The sequence below is a fragment of the Microbulbifer taiwanensis genome, assembly GCF_014904815.1.
In the GTDB taxonomy this organism is placed as follows: domain Bacteria; phylum Pseudomonadota; class Gammaproteobacteria; order Pseudomonadales; family Cellvibrionaceae; genus Microbulbifer; species Microbulbifer taiwanensis.
This window is the reverse complement of record NZ_JACZFR010000026.1, coordinates 66,569-82,505: the sequence shown is the minus strand read 5'-3', so window position 1 is coordinate 82,505 and position 15,937 is coordinate 66,569. Positions and strand designations below refer to the sequence as shown.

The 15,937-nt window shown below is 61.9% G+C and carries 14 protein-coding genes; 8 read left to right on the top strand and 6 right to left on the bottom strand.

All coding sequences use genetic code 11. From position 1 onward, the window contains the following. Positions 1 to 470: 470 nt before the first annotated feature. Entirely contained in the window at positions 471 to 1,019 is a 549-nt protein-coding gene (locus tag IG627_RS09860) for a bactofilin family protein (protein ID WP_193192185.1), read from the top strand. 70 nt (positions 1,020 to 1,089) lie between these two features. After that, positions 1,090 to 2,298, top strand: a complete 1,209-nt coding sequence (locus IG627_RS09855; protein WP_226864912.1) for a class I SAM-dependent methyltransferase — start codon at positions 1,090 to 1,092, stop codon at positions 2,296 to 2,298. On the opposite strand, the gene IG627_RS09850 is transcribed toward IG627_RS09855, so the two are convergent. Continuing rightward, positions 2,282 to 2,929 carry a YceI family protein gene (locus IG627_RS09850; RefSeq protein ID WP_193192183.1) on the bottom strand — a complete coding sequence of 216 codons (648 nt, stop codon included), beginning with the start codon at positions 2,927 to 2,929 and terminating at the stop codon, positions 2,282 to 2,284. The genes IG627_RS09855 and IG627_RS09850 overlap by 17 nt on opposite strands. 100 nt (positions 2,930 to 3,029) lie before the next feature. Beyond that, the gene (locus tag IG627_RS09845; protein ID WP_193192182.1) at positions 3,030 to 3,455 is read right to left on the bottom strand and encodes a hypothetical protein; all 426 of its coding nucleotides are present in this window, start codon (positions 3,453 to 3,455) and stop codon (positions 3,030 to 3,032) included. Positions 3,456 to 3,610: 155 nt separating this feature from the next. Here IG627_RS09845 and IG627_RS09840 point away from each other — a divergent pair, with 155 nt between their 5' ends. Then, positions 3,611 to 3,958 carry a hypothetical protein gene (locus IG627_RS09840; protein ID WP_193192181.1) on the top strand — a complete coding sequence of 116 codons (348 nt, stop codon included), beginning with the start codon at positions 3,611 to 3,613 and terminating at the stop codon, positions 3,956 to 3,958. Between the two features lie 85 nt (positions 3,959 to 4,043). Here IG627_RS09840 and IG627_RS09835 read toward each other — a convergent pair whose 3' ends face one another. The 4 genes from IG627_RS09835 to IG627_RS09820 form a co-directional block, all read right to left on the bottom strand. Further along, positions 4,044 to 4,802 carry a YciK family oxidoreductase gene (locus tag IG627_RS09835; RefSeq protein WP_193192180.1) on the bottom strand — a complete coding sequence of 253 codons (759 nt, stop codon included), beginning with the start codon at positions 4,800 to 4,802 and terminating at the stop codon, positions 4,044 to 4,046. An 81-nt stretch (positions 4,803 to 4,883) separates the two neighbouring features. Next, complete coding sequence (locus IG627_RS09830) at positions 4,884 to 5,543, bottom strand: HAD family hydrolase (RefSeq protein ID WP_193192179.1); 660 nt, start codon at positions 5,541 to 5,543, stop codon at positions 4,884 to 4,886. Between the two features lie 15 nt (positions 5,544 to 5,558). Next, entirely contained in the window at positions 5,559 to 6,272 is a 714-nt protein-coding gene (gene ubiG, locus IG627_RS09825) for a bifunctional 2-polyprenyl-6-hydroxyphenol methylase/3-demethylubiquinol 3-O-methyltransferase UbiG (protein ID WP_319024540.1), read from the bottom strand. Positions 6,273 to 6,447: 175 nt separating this feature from the next. Further along, a complete protein-coding gene (locus IG627_RS09820) occupies positions 6,448 to 7,770 on the bottom strand; it encodes a TRZ/ATZ family hydrolase (protein ID WP_193192177.1) in 1,323 nt (440 codons plus the stop codon). A 168-nt stretch (positions 7,771 to 7,938) separates the two neighbouring features. Between IG627_RS09820 and gyrA the strand changes: the two genes are divergently transcribed. The 5 genes from gyrA (at position 7,939) to cmk (ending at position 15,915) form a co-directional block, all read left to right on the top strand. Beyond that, entirely contained in the window at positions 7,939 to 10,500 is a 2,562-nt protein-coding gene (gyrA, locus tag IG627_RS09815; RefSeq protein WP_193192176.1) for a DNA gyrase subunit A, read from the top strand. Positions 10,501 to 10,669: 169 nt separating this feature from the next. After that, positions 10,670 to 11,761 (top strand): 3-phosphoserine/phosphohydroxythreonine transaminase, encoded by a 1,092-nt coding sequence (gene serC / locus IG627_RS09810; RefSeq protein ID WP_193192175.1) that lies wholly within the window; start codon positions 10,670 to 10,672, stop codon positions 11,759 to 11,761. Between the two features lie 31 nt (positions 11,762 to 11,792). After that, positions 11,793 to 12,896, top strand: coding sequence for a prephenate dehydratase (gene pheA, locus IG627_RS09805; protein ID WP_193192174.1), 1,104 nt, complete (start codon positions 11,793 to 11,795; stop codon positions 12,894 to 12,896). After that, entirely contained in the window at positions 12,896 to 15,142 is a 2,247-nt protein-coding gene (locus tag IG627_RS09800) for a bifunctional prephenate dehydrogenase/3-phosphoshikimate 1-carboxyvinyltransferase (RefSeq protein WP_193192173.1), read from the top strand. Before pheA ends, IG627_RS09800 begins: the two co-directional genes overlap by 1 nt. Before the next feature lie 74 nt (positions 15,143 to 15,216). Then, on the top strand, positions 15,217 to 15,915 hold the full coding sequence (gene cmk / locus IG627_RS09795) for a (d)CMP kinase (protein ID WP_193192172.1): 699 nt from the start codon (positions 15,217 to 15,219) through the stop codon (positions 15,913 to 15,915). Positions 15,916 to 15,937: the final 22 nt, after the last annotated feature.

Below are 15,937 nucleotides of genomic sequence, written 5' to 3'. Positions count from 1 at the left end.
GAGAGTAAACCTTCTGTTGGCTGTATGGCTGGCTGCGGTCGCGGTGTCGCTGGGCGACAGCCGCGTGGCGCCTGATTCATTTTGAATATAGATGAATGTGGAAGGGTGCGTCGCACTTTGTCTGACCGGGGGGTTTTGGGGGGCAGGGGGGATTATTGCCAATAGAACTATGAATTGAAGCCGTTATAGATCGAGTGCATCAGCCATTGTCTGCGGCCGTTCGGGGGCAAGTGATAATCAGTCGATGACCTCTGTATAGCAGGTTTCTCTCTGTCCCGGAGAGAGTTGCGGGAATTGGAGCAGTCAATCTCGCGCAGTAATTCGCGCAGTTTCCAGTGACTTGTGACCGAAAACTGCGAAGTATCCCGTGCCAGCCGGCCCTTCGAGCTGCGGCTGTTCGCCGCAGCTGCTTTATTGATTTGGCTTTACCATCCGATAAATCCAGATTCAATCATTGAGGAGTTCGGCCAATGCTTGGCAGCAAAAGTGACACCATCAAATCCGAAGTCAATCCCAAGCCCTCCCTGGCGGGCAATGGCTCGGCTGCCGGTCATTTCGATGTGCTCGCGGCGCAGGAGGTATCGGCTCCGGCCGCGATCATCGGGCCCAAGATCCGTTTCCGCGGGGAGCTGGTGGGGGAAGAGGATCTCCTGATCCAGGGGCAGATTGACGGCACCATCGACCTCAAGGACAACAACCTGACCGTCGGCGAACAGGGAAAGGTGAAGGCCAATGTACTGGCCAAGACCATCACCGTGCAGGGGGAGGTGGAGGGCGATATCTTCGCCCAGGAGAGGATCGCCATTCTCTCTTCCAGCAATGTGCAGGGAAACCTGGTCGCCGAGCGGGTAATTCTGGAGGACGGTGCCAGATTCCGCGGTTCCATCGATATGGATGTGGAGGCGCACCGCGACCAGTTGCAGAAAGTCGGCGAGAAAACTGGTGCCAGCTGGTCGGTTAAACCCGGGACCAGGGGTGCAGGTACGGAAAAACAGCCCGAAACGGTGCTCGAAGAGTAAGTGACCATATCGTGGCTGTAGGCGACTCTCCGGGGGCGCATACAGCCCGAATAACAATAACAACCGCACTATGGCCATTCACTGTTCACCGGGAATCCAGTCCGTTTGCCGCGCCCTGGCACCGGGGCGTCAAAACAGGGTTCTGGATCTGGGCTCCATGAGCAGCCGCACCTTCCAGCACTTTTCCGGCAGCTGCTGCAAAATTCACTTCGAGAATCTCGACCAGTTTGTGGCCGAGAAGGGGCGTCTCTCCACCGGCAACCTTATCTATGCACTGGAGCGTTTCGTGCTGGGCCACAGGACGGGTGAGCGATTCGATATCGTCCTGACCTGGGATCTGTTCAACTACCTGCCCCTGGATGCCGTCGCCGCACTGTTGCGCCGGCTGCAACAATTCTGTAAGCCGGGCACGCTGGTGCACAGTGTGAATTATCTGTCCGCGCGCATTCCCGAGGCACCGCGCCGTTTCTCTATCTGTGACGAGGGACAGCTGGACCTGGAAGAAGCGCCGCTGGGCCCGCGCAGACTCCCCCGACACAGCGCCGCGGAGCTGCTCAAGGCCCTGGAGCACTACAGTATTCTGCACACCTATTGCGAGCGGCCGGGCATGCAGCCGGGCGTGTCCGAGCAGGTTTTCCGCTACGAACCCGATTCGCGGGCGAGCACGGTTGTCGCCGAAGCGCGGGGTGATGGCGGCGAGACTTCCATGCAATACCATTCGCCGATGTTCGGGCGGCTGCTGGCCCGCCTGAGGGACAGCATCGGTGTGAAGCTGTTGGACCTGGGAGGAGAGGGGCACCGGGCGCTCTGGTTGCGGGAGGGGGCCGAGCTGGAAGTGGTCGATCTTTACACAGCGGTGGAGCAGGGCGCGCGCTCCGGGAGTGAGTCACCGGAGGCAGCGATTCGCCGGCTGCTGGGAAGCTGTGTCGGGGAGAGGAAATTCGACGTCGTCATTGCCTGGGACCTGCTGAATCACCTGTCTCCCGTGGCCCAGCAGGTGTTTGCCCACTGGCTCGCGCCGCTGTGCCGCGAGTCTACGCAACTGCTGGCGCTGGACGGCGGCATCGCGTTTTGCCCCCGCTGCCTGCAGCTGACCGGCGGTGGCGTGGTAAAAGTTGAATTGTCGCCGGGTTCAGTGCCGCTGGAGTGCGGGGCCCCGCCGCAGCTGCCGGGTTTCTGTGGGCAGCGCATTGTCGCATCTCCCTCTGCCGCAGCACAGCAACTGGGGGAGCTCCTGTTTCAGCTAGGGGAGTTGCCAGCGGTCACTCGGTGCGCCTAGCCTGGATGTCGTAGGTGAAGTCTATATTGTCGGCCACCCGCAGTGCGCCCAGCGCGGCCCGGAATGGCGCCAGTCCCAACTGGCTGTGGCTCAGGGTGAAATGGCCGCGGGCGCGCACTTCGCGATCGCCGAATTCGATCTGGGCGGGAATCTTCAACCGGATGCTGCGTCCGGCCAGTTCAAGGGTCGTATCCAGGACCAGGTTCTGCCGGCGCTTGTCACGGGCGACCACGGCAGAGCCGCCCAGGCGGATATCGGGATGGTGTGCAGCGTTCAGCAGCGAGTTGCCGAGCATATTGGCGCGGGTGCCGGCCCTGGCCCTGGGGGACACGCGCGAGGAAAATTGCTTTCCGTAGCGCTGTCGCAGCGCGGGACTGTCCACTAACAGGGCCGCGACGGGAATCAGCAATTCAAAGTGCGAGGCCTCGGGCGCATCTGCCAGTCGCACGCTGCCGCTGATACGGCTGGTCGAGATGATGTGGTTGTGCCCGAGTGGCAGGGGGCCGTCGCTGTAAATGCGCCAGTGGATATCGGAAGCTGGCGAGTCGATGGCGAAGTCTACACTTTCGGCGGAAACCGGGCCGGCGAGGAGTAGCAGCAGGCTGAAAAGGCGGGCGCTTCGGTGGAACATGGGTGGCCTCCGGCCGCTTCGCTGCGGGGATTTTAGGGGGGGCGGAATTGGCCGCAGCAAAGGCGGCCAATTCGCGGAATGGATCGGGGAGGTCGCCAATCTACTGGACGCGCTTTACGCGTATTTTCCGTCCTCCGTCCTCCGCCTTCATAAAGAAGGAGCCAAACAGGCCGCGCTCCAATGTGACAGTATCGCCGCCTTTCCAGTGAACCCGCCCGCTGTCGTTCTGGCGCCACACCTGTCCATTGTCCAGTGTAATCAGCAGCTTGCCGTAGGCGATCTTCTGAACCTCGGCAATAGTGGCGTCGATGGACTCGGGGGCCTCTTCGGCAATACGCTGTTGCTCCTGGCCGAAGATCTGTTCCGCGCGCTTGTCGAGGGTCTTGCTCAGGGCATCGTAACAGGCCAGGCGCTCGCTGTTGTCTTTAATGGTAGAGCAGCCGCGCAGTTGCTTGGTGAGGGAGTCCTCTGCGGTGGCGCCGGCGGCGAGCAGTGCCAGCAATGGTATGGTGTAGAGAGTTCGCATATTGACAGCTTCGCTAGTTGGGATAGGTGGATTCTGCCCGAGTACCGGAAAATCGACAAACAGAAACGTGTTGCAGGTCACATTTTTGCCAGAACCACCGTGGAACAATGGACTGCGCAAATAATCATAAATCCACACTATCCAGGGGTCGGAAAATGAAGAAAATCATTATTCCCGCTATTGTGATTGCCGCCATCGGCGGCTACTTCTATTACCAGAACATGGAGCCCGCCACTTCCGAAGCGGCTATCGCCAAAGAAGTCGAATCTGCGGTGGAGCAGGCTGGTGAGGCGATGGAGAAGGCTGCGGACGAGACGGTGGTAGCCAGTAATGAATTGATGGAAGTCGAGGGCGATGTCTTTGCCGATGCCCCGGAGCATATGATGGGTAGCGCCGAAGAGGCGGCGGAGTCAATGGAAGCCGCCGCAGAGGAAGCGGAGGAAATGACTGAAGAGGCAATGGACGAAATGCCGGAGGAGGATATCGACCACACGGAGGAATGACCCTAAGTCAATCGAATCCGCAAAAAAATACCCGGGGCCTGCCCGGGTATTTTTTATCCGATCTCTAATCGCCGATCACCGACCACTACCTCTTCTGGGCATTGAACTGCCTGCCGCTCACCCCGCGGCTGTCGGCTCCCATCAGGTACAGGTAGGTGGGCATTATTTCTTCCGCCGCTACTACCGATTTTGGGTCCTCAGCCGGATAGGCGGTGGCGCGCATGTTGGTGCGGGTAGCGCCGGGGTTGACGCTGTTGGCGCGGGTGTTGGAGACGCCGTCCAGCTCGTCGGCCAGTACCTGCATCAGTCCTTCAGTGGCAAACTTCGACACCGAATAGGCGCCCCAGTAGGCGCGGCCCTTGAGGCCGACGCCGGAGCCGGTAAAGACAATCGAGCCGGCCTCGGATTTATCCAGCAGCGGCAGCAGCACTTTGGTGAGGCCAAAAGCGGCGTTGACATTTACCTGCATCACCTGCTGCCAGGTGCCGAAATGGTAGTTGGCGATGGGGGTGCGCTGGCCCAGCAGGCTGGCGTTGTGCAGCAGACCGTCGAGGCGACCGAATTCCTGGTCCACGGCTTCGGCGAAGTGTTCGAAAGTTTCGATTGTCGCCGTGTTCAGGTCCATCGGGAATATCGCCGGCTGTGGCCCGCCGGCCGCTTCGATTTCGTCGTAGACCATTTCCAGCTTGGGCGTGGTGCGGCCGAGCAGGATTACCGTGGCGCCGTGGGCGGCAAAGGTCTTGGCCGCGGTCTTGCCGATACCGTCGCCGGCGCCGGTGACCAGGATGATTTTGTCCTTGAGCAGGTCTTGGGGCGCTTGGTAGTCGCCGATAAATTCAGACATAACAATTCCAGATTCTGTGGTGGCTGAACCACCGATCGCGGCCACCGGCCGCTCCTACAAGGTCTTCCCGCAACTCACCTTCTAGAGATAGTGCCGCTGCAGCAGCGGCCAGATCTCTTCCGCCGAGTCCACCAGGTGATCCGCGCCCCAGTTGGCGGCGCTGTCGCCCTCGTCAATATAGCCGTAGCTGCAGGCAATGGTGGGCATGCCGGCGGCGCGGCCGGCGGCGATGTCCCGCTCGTGGTCGCCCACGTAGACCGCTTCCCGCGGATCGCAGCCGATCTGGCTGCAGGCGAGCAGGACCGGCTCCGGGTCCGGCTTGCGTTTGCTCACGTGATCGGGGCAGATGACCGCACCGGGAGTGGGCAGTTGGTCGAAGGCCTGCATCAGCGGTACCGTATAGGCTTCCGGCTTGTTGGTGACTATGCCCCAGGCGATCTGGTTTTCTGCGAGATTGTCCAGCAGCGCCTCGATACCGGGGAAGGGCACGGTTTTTTCGGCCAGGTGTGCGAGATACAGGTCCAGCAGCCGCTGGCGCAGCCCGTCGAACCCGGAGTCGCCTTCGTCCTTGCCAAAGCCCAGTCTCACCAGGGCGCGCGCGCCGTTGGAGACTACCGAGCGGATTGCGTCATCCGGCAGCGGCGGCAGTTGTTCCTGTTGGCGCAGCTGGTTGAGGACGACGATAAAGTCCGGCGCCGTATCGAATAGGGTGCCATCCAGATCAAATAAAACAGCTTTCATTTTGTTTCCGGTCACTTATTCCGGTTTACAGGCATGCATCAGGTAGTTTACGTCGACATCCCGCGGATTCAGCTTGTAACTGCGGGTCAACGGGTTGTAGGTCATGCCGGTGATGTCGCGGAGTTCCAGGTCGGCTTCGCGCAGCCAGGCGCCCATCTCGGACGGGCGGATAAACTTGCCGTATTCGTGGGTGCCTTTGGGCAGCAGGCGCAACACATACTCGGCGCCCACCACCGCGAACAGCCAGCCCTTGGCGGTGCGGTTGATGGTGGAGAAAAACAACTGTCCCCCCGGCTTCACCAATGCAGCGCAAGCGCGGATTGCGGATGCGGGGTCGGGTACATGCTCGAGCATTTCCAGGCAGGTGACGATATCGAAACTGGCCGGCTGTTCCCGGGCCAGTTTCTCTACGGGCATGCGGCGATAGTCCACATTGACGCCGCTTTCCAGCGCGTGCAGCTTGGCCACATTTAGCGGCGCCTCACCCATATCGATGCCGGTCACCTCGGCGCCGCGCTGGGCCATGGCCTCGGTCAATATGCCGCCGCCGCAGCCGACGTCCAGCAGTTTCCTGCCCGCCACCGGTGCACGCTGGTCGATATAGTTGGCGCGCAGCGGGTTGATTTCATGCAGCGGCTTGAACTCGCCCTCGCGATCCCACCAGCGGCTGGCGAGCTGTTCGAATTTGGCGATTTCCGCCGGATCTACATTGTTCGTTGGTTCGGCCACTTTGCGGTCCTTTATTAACTTCGTGGCGGCCCTGCTACTGGTAGCCTTTTGCGGGACGCGCCGTGAATCCATCCCTGGAGGCTTGTCTGCGAGGTCCCTCTCACAGGCAGTCCCGCAAAAGGCTACCAATATCAGCGCCTTCGCACTGAGTACAGATACTCTTATCAAGCCCCGATCAAATCTGGCCGGCGATTCTAGCACGCCACATTTGCGCCCGCTGAATCACCTCCGCCTCGTTCAGCGTCTGCAGCTGGCGATCCTTCAGCAGCGGTTTGCCGGCCACCCATACGTCAGTGACATTGTGCCCGCTGGCGGTATAGATCAGCTGCGATATGGGGTCATGCAGTGGCTGCTGCTCCAGCCCGCCGAGATCGATCGCGGCCAGGTCTGCGCTCTTGCCCGCCTCGAGGCTGCCTGTCACCTCGTCGATGCCCAGCGCGCGCGCGCCGTTGATGGTGGCCATTGCGAGGGCCTGATGGGCGGGCAGGGCGGCGGCGTTGCCGCTGACGGCCTTGGCCAGCAGGGCCGCGGTATTGGCTTCGGTAAACAGGTCCAGGCCGTTGTTGCTGGCGGCGCCGTCGGTGCCCAGCGCAACATTGATTCCGGCTTCCAGTAATCTGGCCGCGGGACAGAAGCCGGAGGCGAGTTTCAGGTTGGACCTGGGGCAGTGGGCCACGTGGGCGCCGCTCTGTTGCAGCAGTTCTATATCCCGTTCATTCACCGCGGTCATATGCACGCAGAGTGTCTGCGGGCCCAGCAGGCCCAGGCGCAGCAGTCGTTCGGTGGGACGCTCGCCGGTTTCCGCCAGGGCGCGCGCCACTTCGCCGGCGGTTTCGTGCAAGTGCATCTGCACCGGTATCTGTGCCTCGGCGGCGTAGACGGCGATCTTCTCCAGAGTGGCATCGCCCACCGTGTAGGGGGCGTGGGGGGCGAAGACCACGTCGATGCGCTCGTTGGCCTTGTAATCATCGCGCAGGGCCAGCCCTTTCTGCAGGGCGTCTTCGCCGTCGCGACTCCAGGGCGTGGGGAAGTCGATGATCGGGAAGGCGATCTGCGCGCGCAGGCCCGTCTCCCTGGCCACCAGGGCGGTGGCCTCGGGGAAGAAGTACTGGTCGGAGAAGCTGGTGGTGCCGCTTCGGATCATCTCTGCTGCCGCCAGGCGACTGCCGTCGGCGGCGAACTCTGGATTCACCCATTTCTTCTCTGTCGGCCAGATATGGTTCTCGAGCCAGTCCATCAACGGCAGGTCGTCGGCATAGCCGCGCAGTAGGGCCATGGCGGCGTGGTTGTGGGTGTTGACCAGGCCGGGAATCAGCGCATGGTGGTCAAGCCGGATCTCCTCCCTGGCCTGATAGCGCGCTTCAGCCGCCGCCGTGGGCAGCAGGGCGACTATGCTGCCGTCTGCGATGGCCAGCGAGCAGTTTTCGTACACTTTTTGCTCGGGGACGACCGGAATTATCCAGCGCGCGTGAATCAGCGTGTCTATGGATTGGGGCATGGGGGTGGCTACGTGGCTGTCTGCGGAGCGGTAGACTTTAGCGGCGGAACCCGGGGCGGGCAACCGCGGTGCTCTGGCGCCAAACTGTGGTAGAATCGCCCGCTTATCCGGGCCGGGTGCAGCGTTTGCATTCTGAGGCCTGCCGTATAAAAAGGAACGCCGTAAGCCATGGGCGAATTAGCCAAAGAAATCTCTCCGATCAATATCGAAGAAGAACTCAAGCAGTCCTATCTCGACTATGCGATGAGCGTGATCGTGGGCCGTGCGCTGCCGGATGTGCGCGACGGCCTGAAGCCGGTGCACCGGCGCGTGCTCTACGCGATGAACGAACTGAAAAACGACTGGAACAAGCCGTACAAAAAATCGGCACGTGTCGTCGGCGACGTGATCGGTAAGTACCACCCGCACGGCGACACCGCGGTGTATGACACCATAGTGCGTATGGCCCAGCCCTTCTCGCTGCGCTACATGCTGGTAGACGGCCAGGGCAACTTTGGCTCCATCGACGGCGACAGCCCGGCGGCCATGCGTTACACCGAGATCCGCATGGACAAGCTGGCCCACGAGCTGCTGTCCGACCTGGACAAGGAAACCGTCAACTTTATCGACAACTACGACGGCTCCGAGCAGATGCCGGAAGTACTGCCGTCGCGGGTTCCGAATCTGCTGGTGAACGGCTCCTCCGGTATCGCCGTAGGCATGGCCACCAATATCCCGCCGCACAACATGAGCGAAGTGGTCAGGGCCTGCCTGGCGCTGATCGACAATCCGGAGCTGACTGTCGACGACCTGATGGAGTATATCCCCGGGCCGGACTTCCCCACCGGGGCCACCATCAATGGCCGTGCCGGTATTCTGCTGGCCTATCGCACCGGCCGTGGGCGCATCTATGTGCGCGCGAAGGCGGAAGTATTGCGGGACGACAAGACCAACCGCGAAACCATCATCGTCCACGAGATACCCTACCAGCTGAATAAGGCGCGCCTGATAGAGCGCATCGCCGAACTGGTCAAAGAAAAGAAGATCGAGGGTATCTCCGAGCTGCGCGACGAGTCCGACAAGGACGGCCTGCGCGTGGTGATCGAACTGAAGCGCGGCGAGCTGGGCGATGTGGTCCTGAACAACCTCTACTCCCAGACCCAGCTGGAGAGCGTGTTCGGCATCAATATGGTGGCGCTGGTCGACGGCCAGCCCAAAGTGCTGAACCTGAAGCAACTGCTCGAGTACTTTATCCGTCACCGCCAGGAAGTGGTGACCCGCCGCACCGTCTACCTGCTGCGCAAGGCGCGCGAGCGCGGCCATATCCTCGAAGGCCTGGCGATTGCCATCTCCAATATCGACCCGGTCATCGAGCTGATCAAGTCCTCCGCCACTCCGGCGGATGCGCGCGAGGCGCTGCTGGCCAAGGGTTGGCCGGTGGGCGAGGTGCAGCAGTTCCTGGAGCGCGCCGGCGCCGACGCCTGCCGCCCGGACGACCTGCCCCCGGAATTCGGTCTGCGTGACGGCAGCTATTACCTGTCCCCGGCCCAGGCCCAGGCGATCCTGGAACTGCGCCTGCACCGCCTGACCGGTATGGAGCACGACAAGCTGCTGGCCGAGTACAGCGAGCGCCTGGAGCAGATCGCCGAATACCTGCATATTCTCGGCAGCTTCGAGCGTTTGATGGAAGTGATTCGCGAGGAGCTGGAGCAGCTCGACAGGGAGTTCGGCGACGAGCGTCGCACCGATATCGTCGCCTCTCGCCAGGACCTGACCGTCGAGGACCTGATCACCCCGGAAGACAAGGTGGTGACCATCTCCCACGGCGGTTACGCCAAGAGCCAGCCGCTGGCAGACTACCAGGCCCAGCGCCGCGGCGGCATGGGCAAGTCTGCGACCCAGGTGAAGGACGAGGATTTCGTCGAGCACCTGCTGATCGCCAATTCCCACGACACCATCCTGTGCTTCTCCAACAAGGGTAAGGTGTACTGGCTCAAGGTCTACGAGGTGCCCACCGCCGGGCGCGCCTCCCGCGGCCGGCCGATGGTCAACATGCTGCCGCTGGAAGAGGATGAGCGCATCAGCAGCATGCTGCCGGTGTCCGAGTACGACGAGAACTACTTTATCTTCTTTGCCACCGCCAATGGCACCGTGAAGAAGACACCGCTGCCCGCCTTCGCGCGACCGCGCAGTGTGGGCCTGAAAGCCATAGAGCTGGATGAGGGTGATCGCCTGGTGGCCACCGCCGTCACCGATGGCAGCCGCGATGTGCTGCTGCTCACCAGCGCCGGTAAGGCGGCCCGCTTTGCCGAGGAGAATGTGCGCTCCATGGGGCGGGTTTCCCGCGGCGTGCGCGGTATTCGTATGGCCGAGGGTGTGTCGGTTATCGCCATGGTGATCCCGGAAGAGGGCGGATCCGTGATGATGGTGACCGAGAACGGTTACGGCAAGCGCACTGCCACTGCGGATTTCCCCACCAAGGGCCGCGGCACCCAGGGCGTAATCGCCATTGCCGAGAGCGAGCGCAACGGTGCCCTGGTCGGTGCCTGCCAGGTGCATCCGGGTGAGGAGATCATGCTGATTTCCGATCAGGGTACCCTGGTGCGTACCCGCGTCGATGAGGTCTCAATCCTGGGGCGCAACACTCAGGGTGTGCGGGTGATTCGCCTGAAGAGCGGCGAGCACCTGGTTGGCCTTGCGCGTATCCAGGAAAGTGAAGAAGAGGATCAGGAAGAGGGCGGGGAAGAGTGATCCCCGCTTCTGTTGTCAGGAAAGGCTGCGATTCTCGCGGCCTTTTTTGACTCTGGCTATCTAAAAAGCGCTCGAAAGCGTGATGCTCATTTCCCGTTTATGGAAATTGGCGTCAGTTTATCTAGTTAATTTTGAAACCAATTTTTGCTGTCCTTATGGAAATTGAGTTATGAGGAAGTTTAATTTCTGTGCCGGTCCCGCCGCACTGCCGGAAGCGGTTCTGCTTCAGGCGCAACAGGAATTGCTCGACTGGGGTGGTCGTGGCTGCTCGGTAATGGAGGTCAGCCATCGCTCGCCGGAGTTCGTCGAGGTGGCCGAGCGCGCCGAACAGGATCTGCGTGATCTGCTGTCGATCCCGCACAGTTACAGGGTGCTTTTCCTGCAGGGGGGTGCCACAGGGCAATTCAGTGCCGTGCCCTGGAACCTGTTTGGTGCCGGTGACGGTCGTGAAAAGCGGGTAGCCGACTATATTCATACAGGTCAGTGGGCGGATAAGGCGATCAGGGAAGCGCGACGCTACGGGCAGGTCAACGTCGTGGCTTCCAGTGAGGACCGCAATTTTACCTACGCGCCGGCGGCGGACAGCTGGCAGCAGAGTAAAGATGCGGCCTATTTCCACTACACACCCAATGAGACCATCGGCGGCGTGGAGTTCGACTATGTGCCAGAGGTCAGCTGCCCACTGGTGGCAGATATGTCCTCGAACATACTCTCGCAGCCGATTCCGGTGGAAAAGTTCGGCATGATTTATGCCGGCGCGCAGAAGAATATCGGACCTTCCGGCATCGCGGTTGCAATAGTGCGCGACGATCTGCTCGATAGGGCCATGGACGGAATTCCCCGCAGCCTGAGTTGGAAGGTCGCGGCGGATGCCGGTTCCATGGATAACACGCCGCCCACGTTTGCCTGGTACCTGTCCGGCCTGGTATTCCAATGGCTGAAAGAGCAGGGTGGTGTCGAGGCGATGGCAAAGCTGGCCGGGCGGAAATCCGCGCTGCTGTACGACTTTATCGATCGCAGCGGTTTCTATTCCAGCCCGGTGGAAAAGGGCAGTCGCTCGCGTATGAATGTACCTTTCGTATTGGCGGACGAGCGCCTCGACAAAGAGTTTTTGCAGCAGGCCGAAGAAATGGGACTGCTGAACCTGAAGGGCCACAGATCCGTCGGCGGTATGCGCGCGTCGCTGTACAACGCGGTGCCACTGCAGGCAGTAGAGGCGCTGGTGGCCTTTATGGCGGATTTTGAACAGCGTCACGGGTGATTTACTCAATGGAGCAATGTAGGCAAAAAGGATGACTGAAGAAATTGTGAGCAGCGACCAGCATCTGCTGGAGCTGCGAGACCGTATCGACGAGATAGACGGTAATATTGCCCGCCTGATCAGCGAGCGCGCCGAGTGTGCGCTGAAAGTGGCGGAAGTGAAAAAGGCCACCGGCGAGGATGCCCTCTATTATCGGCCCGAGCGTGAGGCGCAGGTGCTGCGCAAGGCCATGGAGCGCAACCAGGGGCCGCTGACCGACGAGGAGATGGCGCGACTGTTTCGCGAGATAATGTCCGCCTGCCTGGCGCTGGAAGAGCCGGTAAAAGTCGCCTATCTGGGGCCTGAGGGGACCTTCACCCAGCAGGCAGCACTGAAGCATTTTGGGCATTCGGCCCAGAGTCGCCCGCTGGCAGTGATCGACGAGGTGTTCCGCGAGGTCGAGGCAGGTGCGGCCAACTACGGTGTGGTGCCGGTGGAGAATTCCACCGAGGGGGTGATCAACCACACTCTCGACAATTTTATGACCTCCAACCTGAAGATTTGCGGTGAGGTGGAGCTGCGCATCCATCACCACCTGATGATTTCCGATATCACCCGCCCGGATGCGATCACGCGCATCTACTCCCACGCCCAGAGTCTGGCCCAGTGCCGCAAGTGGCTGGATTCCCACTACCCGAACGTGGAGCGGGTGGCGGTGGCCAGCAACGCCGAAGCGGCGAAAAGAGTAAAGGGAGAGTGGAACGCGGCGGCAATCGCCGGTGATATGGCCGCGGATCTGTACGGCCTCAAAATGCTGGCGGAGAAGATCGAGGATCGCCCGGACAACTCCACTCGTTTCCTGATTGTCGGTACCCAGGCAGTGCCGGCCAGCAGCGACGACAAGACCTCATTGATGGTATCCATGCGCAATGAGCCCGGCGCCCTGCACGATCTGCTGGAGCCCTTCCGCCGCCATAATGTTGACCTGACCCGGGTGGAGACGCGTCCATCCCAGTCCGGCAACTGGACCTATGTGTTCTTTATCGACTTCAAGGGCCATCGCGATACGCCGGATGTCGCCGCGGCGCTGAAGGAAGTGGGTGCCTGCGCCTCCGATATGAAGGTGCTCGGCTCCTACCCGCGCGGGGTCCTCTGATGCTCGAAGCGGCGGGGGGGCGGCCGCAAATCGGCCGATTGGTGGTTGTCGGCATAGGCCTGATCGGTGGCAGTCTGGCCCTGGCCCTGAAGGCCGCCGGTGCCTGCCGCGAAGTGATCGGTGTCGCGCGGCGCCAGCGCACCTGCGAGCAGGCTGTGGGGTTGGGTATTGTCGATCGAGCGGTGACCGGGTTGCGCGAAGTGCTGCCGCAGTTGGAGCCGGGCGATGTGGTCTTTATCGCCGTGCCGACCCTGGCGGTGGAACAGGTGTTTGCCGAACTCAGGGATAAGCTGCCGGCCGGTGTGACTGTCACCGACGGCGCCAGCGTCAAGGGTAGTGTGATTGCTGCAGCGGAAAAGATCTGGGGGCAGGTACCGGACTTCCTGGTGCCTGGCCACCCGATTGCCGGCTCGGAAAAGAGTGGTGTCACCGCGGCGCGGGACGATCTCTACATCGCCCACCGTATTATCCTGACACCACTGGCAAATACCGATCCGGACCACCTGCGTCAGACGGTGCTAATGTGGCAGGCGACCGGCGCGGAAGTGCTGAATATGCCGGTAGAGGAGCACGACGAGGTGCTGGCGGCCACCAGTCATCTGCCGCACGTGATTGCCTTCGGCCTGGTGGATACCCTGGCCCACGACGCCGAGAACGAGAATATCTTCCGCTACGCTGCCGGCGGCTTCCGCGACTTCACCCGCATCGCCTCCAGCGACCCGGTGATGTGGCGGGACATCATGCTGGCGAACCGCGACGCCATCCTCAAGGCGATCGATCTCTACAGCGCCAATCTTGCATCGCTGCGCAGCGCTATTGCCGTCGGCGACAGTGATCAATTGATGGGCGTCTTTACCCGGGCCAAGGCGGCGCGGGATCACTTTACAAAAATGTTGACCAAGAAAGCGTATACAGAGCCTATGCAAGCACAGGAAGTTACTTTTATCGCGCAACCGGGCGGGGCTGTCAGTGGCAGGCTGCGGGTACCCGGCGACAAATCCATGTCCCACCGCTCCATCATGCTGGGCTCGCTGGCCGAGGGTGTCACCGAGGTCGAGGGTTTTCTGGAAGGAGAGGATGCCCTGGCTACCCTGCAGGCATTTCGCGATATGGGCGTGGTGATCGAGGGGCCGGTGGACGGTCGCGTGGTGATTCACGGTGTCGGCCTGCACGGGCTGCAGGCGCCGCCGGGGCCGCTGTACCTGGGCAACTCGGGAACGGCCATGCGCCTGTTCGCTGGCCTGCTCGCCGGTCAGGCATTCGACGTGACCCTGACCGGGGATGATTCCCTGTCCAAGCGCCCGATGAACCGGGTGGCCGACCCGCTGCGGGAAATGGGCGCGGAAATAGAGACGGGGCCCGAGGGGCGTCCGCCGCTGCTGATCAGGGGTGGTCGCAAGCTGCGCGGGATCGATTACCGGCTGCCGATGGCCAGTGCCCAGGTGAAATCCTGTGTGCTGTTGGCCGGCCTCTATGCCGATGGCGAGACCAGTACCACAGAGCCGGCACCGACCCGCGACCACACGGAACGCATGCTCCAGGGTTTTGGCTACGAAGTACGGCGCGATGGCGCCTGTGCGACCCTGCGCGGTGGTGGCAAAATGTCTGCGGGCAAGATCGATGTGCCGGCAGATATCTCCTCCGCAACCTTCTTCATGGTCGCCGCCGCCATAGCCCCCGGCTCCGATGTGCTGCTCGAACATGTGGGTATCAACCCGACCCGCGACGGCGTGATCAATATACTGCGCCTGATGGGGGCCGATATTGAGCTGCAGAACCGGCGCTCCGTCGGTGGTGAGCCGGTGGCGGATATCCGCGTGCGCCAAGCGCCGCTGAGGGGTGTCCGAATCCCCGAGGACCAGGTGCCGCTGGCCATCGATGAATTTCCGGCCCTGTTTGTCGCCGCCGCCTGCGCCGACGGCGAGACGGTGCTGACCGGCGCCGAGGAACTGCGGGTCAAGGAGAGCGATCGTATCCAGGCCATGGCCGACGGCCTGCGCATCCTGGGCGTTGACGCAGAGCCGACGCAGGACGGCATTGTGATTCAGGGGGCCGGAGAAGGCGTTGCCTTTGGTGGCGGCACCGTCGACAGCCTGGGCGATCACCGCATCGCCATGGCCTTCGCTGTGGCATCTCTCAGGGCGCGCGATACAATCCGCATCCAGCACTGTGCCAATGTGGCGACATCCTTCCCGAATTTTGCCGAGTTGGCCACGCGCGCCGGTCTGAAGTTGCAGGTTGCGTGAACGAAGCACCAGCTCCCCTCTCCCCAAGGTGAGAGGGGACTGATTGTGGCGGAACAGAGTTTGATACCAACAATATGACTGATAAACAGAGCCAAGTACCCGTTATCACCATCGACGGCCCCAGCGGCTCCGGCAAGGGCACCATCGCCAAGCTGCTGGCCGAAAGGCTCAAATACTCCCTGCTGGATTCCGGTGCCCTCTACCGACTGACGGCCCTGGCGGCGTTGAACCGTGACGCCGACCTGAGCGACGAGGCGACCCTGACCGAAATCGCTGCCAACCTGGATATCCGCTTCGAGTTGCGCGATGGCGAGGTCGCCGCGCTGCTGGAGGATAGGGATGTTTCCCGCGATATCCGTATGGAGCGAGTCAGCATGGCTGCGTCAAAAGTGGCTGCCATGCCCGGTGTGCGCGCGGCGCTGCTGCAGCGCCAACGGGATTTCCGCCGGGTACCGGGCCTGGTGGCCGACGGTCGTGATATGGGTACTACTGTGTTTCCCGACGCGCCGGTCAAGGTCTTCCTGACCGCCAGTGCCGAGGAGCGCGCCCGGCGGCGCTTTGAGCAGTTGCGGGAGAAGGGGGTTTCTGTTAGCCTCCGCGACCTGCTGGAGGACATCCGCGCCCGCGATGCGCGTGATATGAACCGCGCAGCCTCCCCCCTGGCGCCCGCTGAAGATGCGGTAGAGCTGGACAGTACCGGGGTGGATATCGACGGCGTCCTGCAGACTGTACTGCAACTGGTGCGCGACCGGATCCGTGTCCGGGGCGGCTGAAGAGCGCAGGCAGACCTACAAT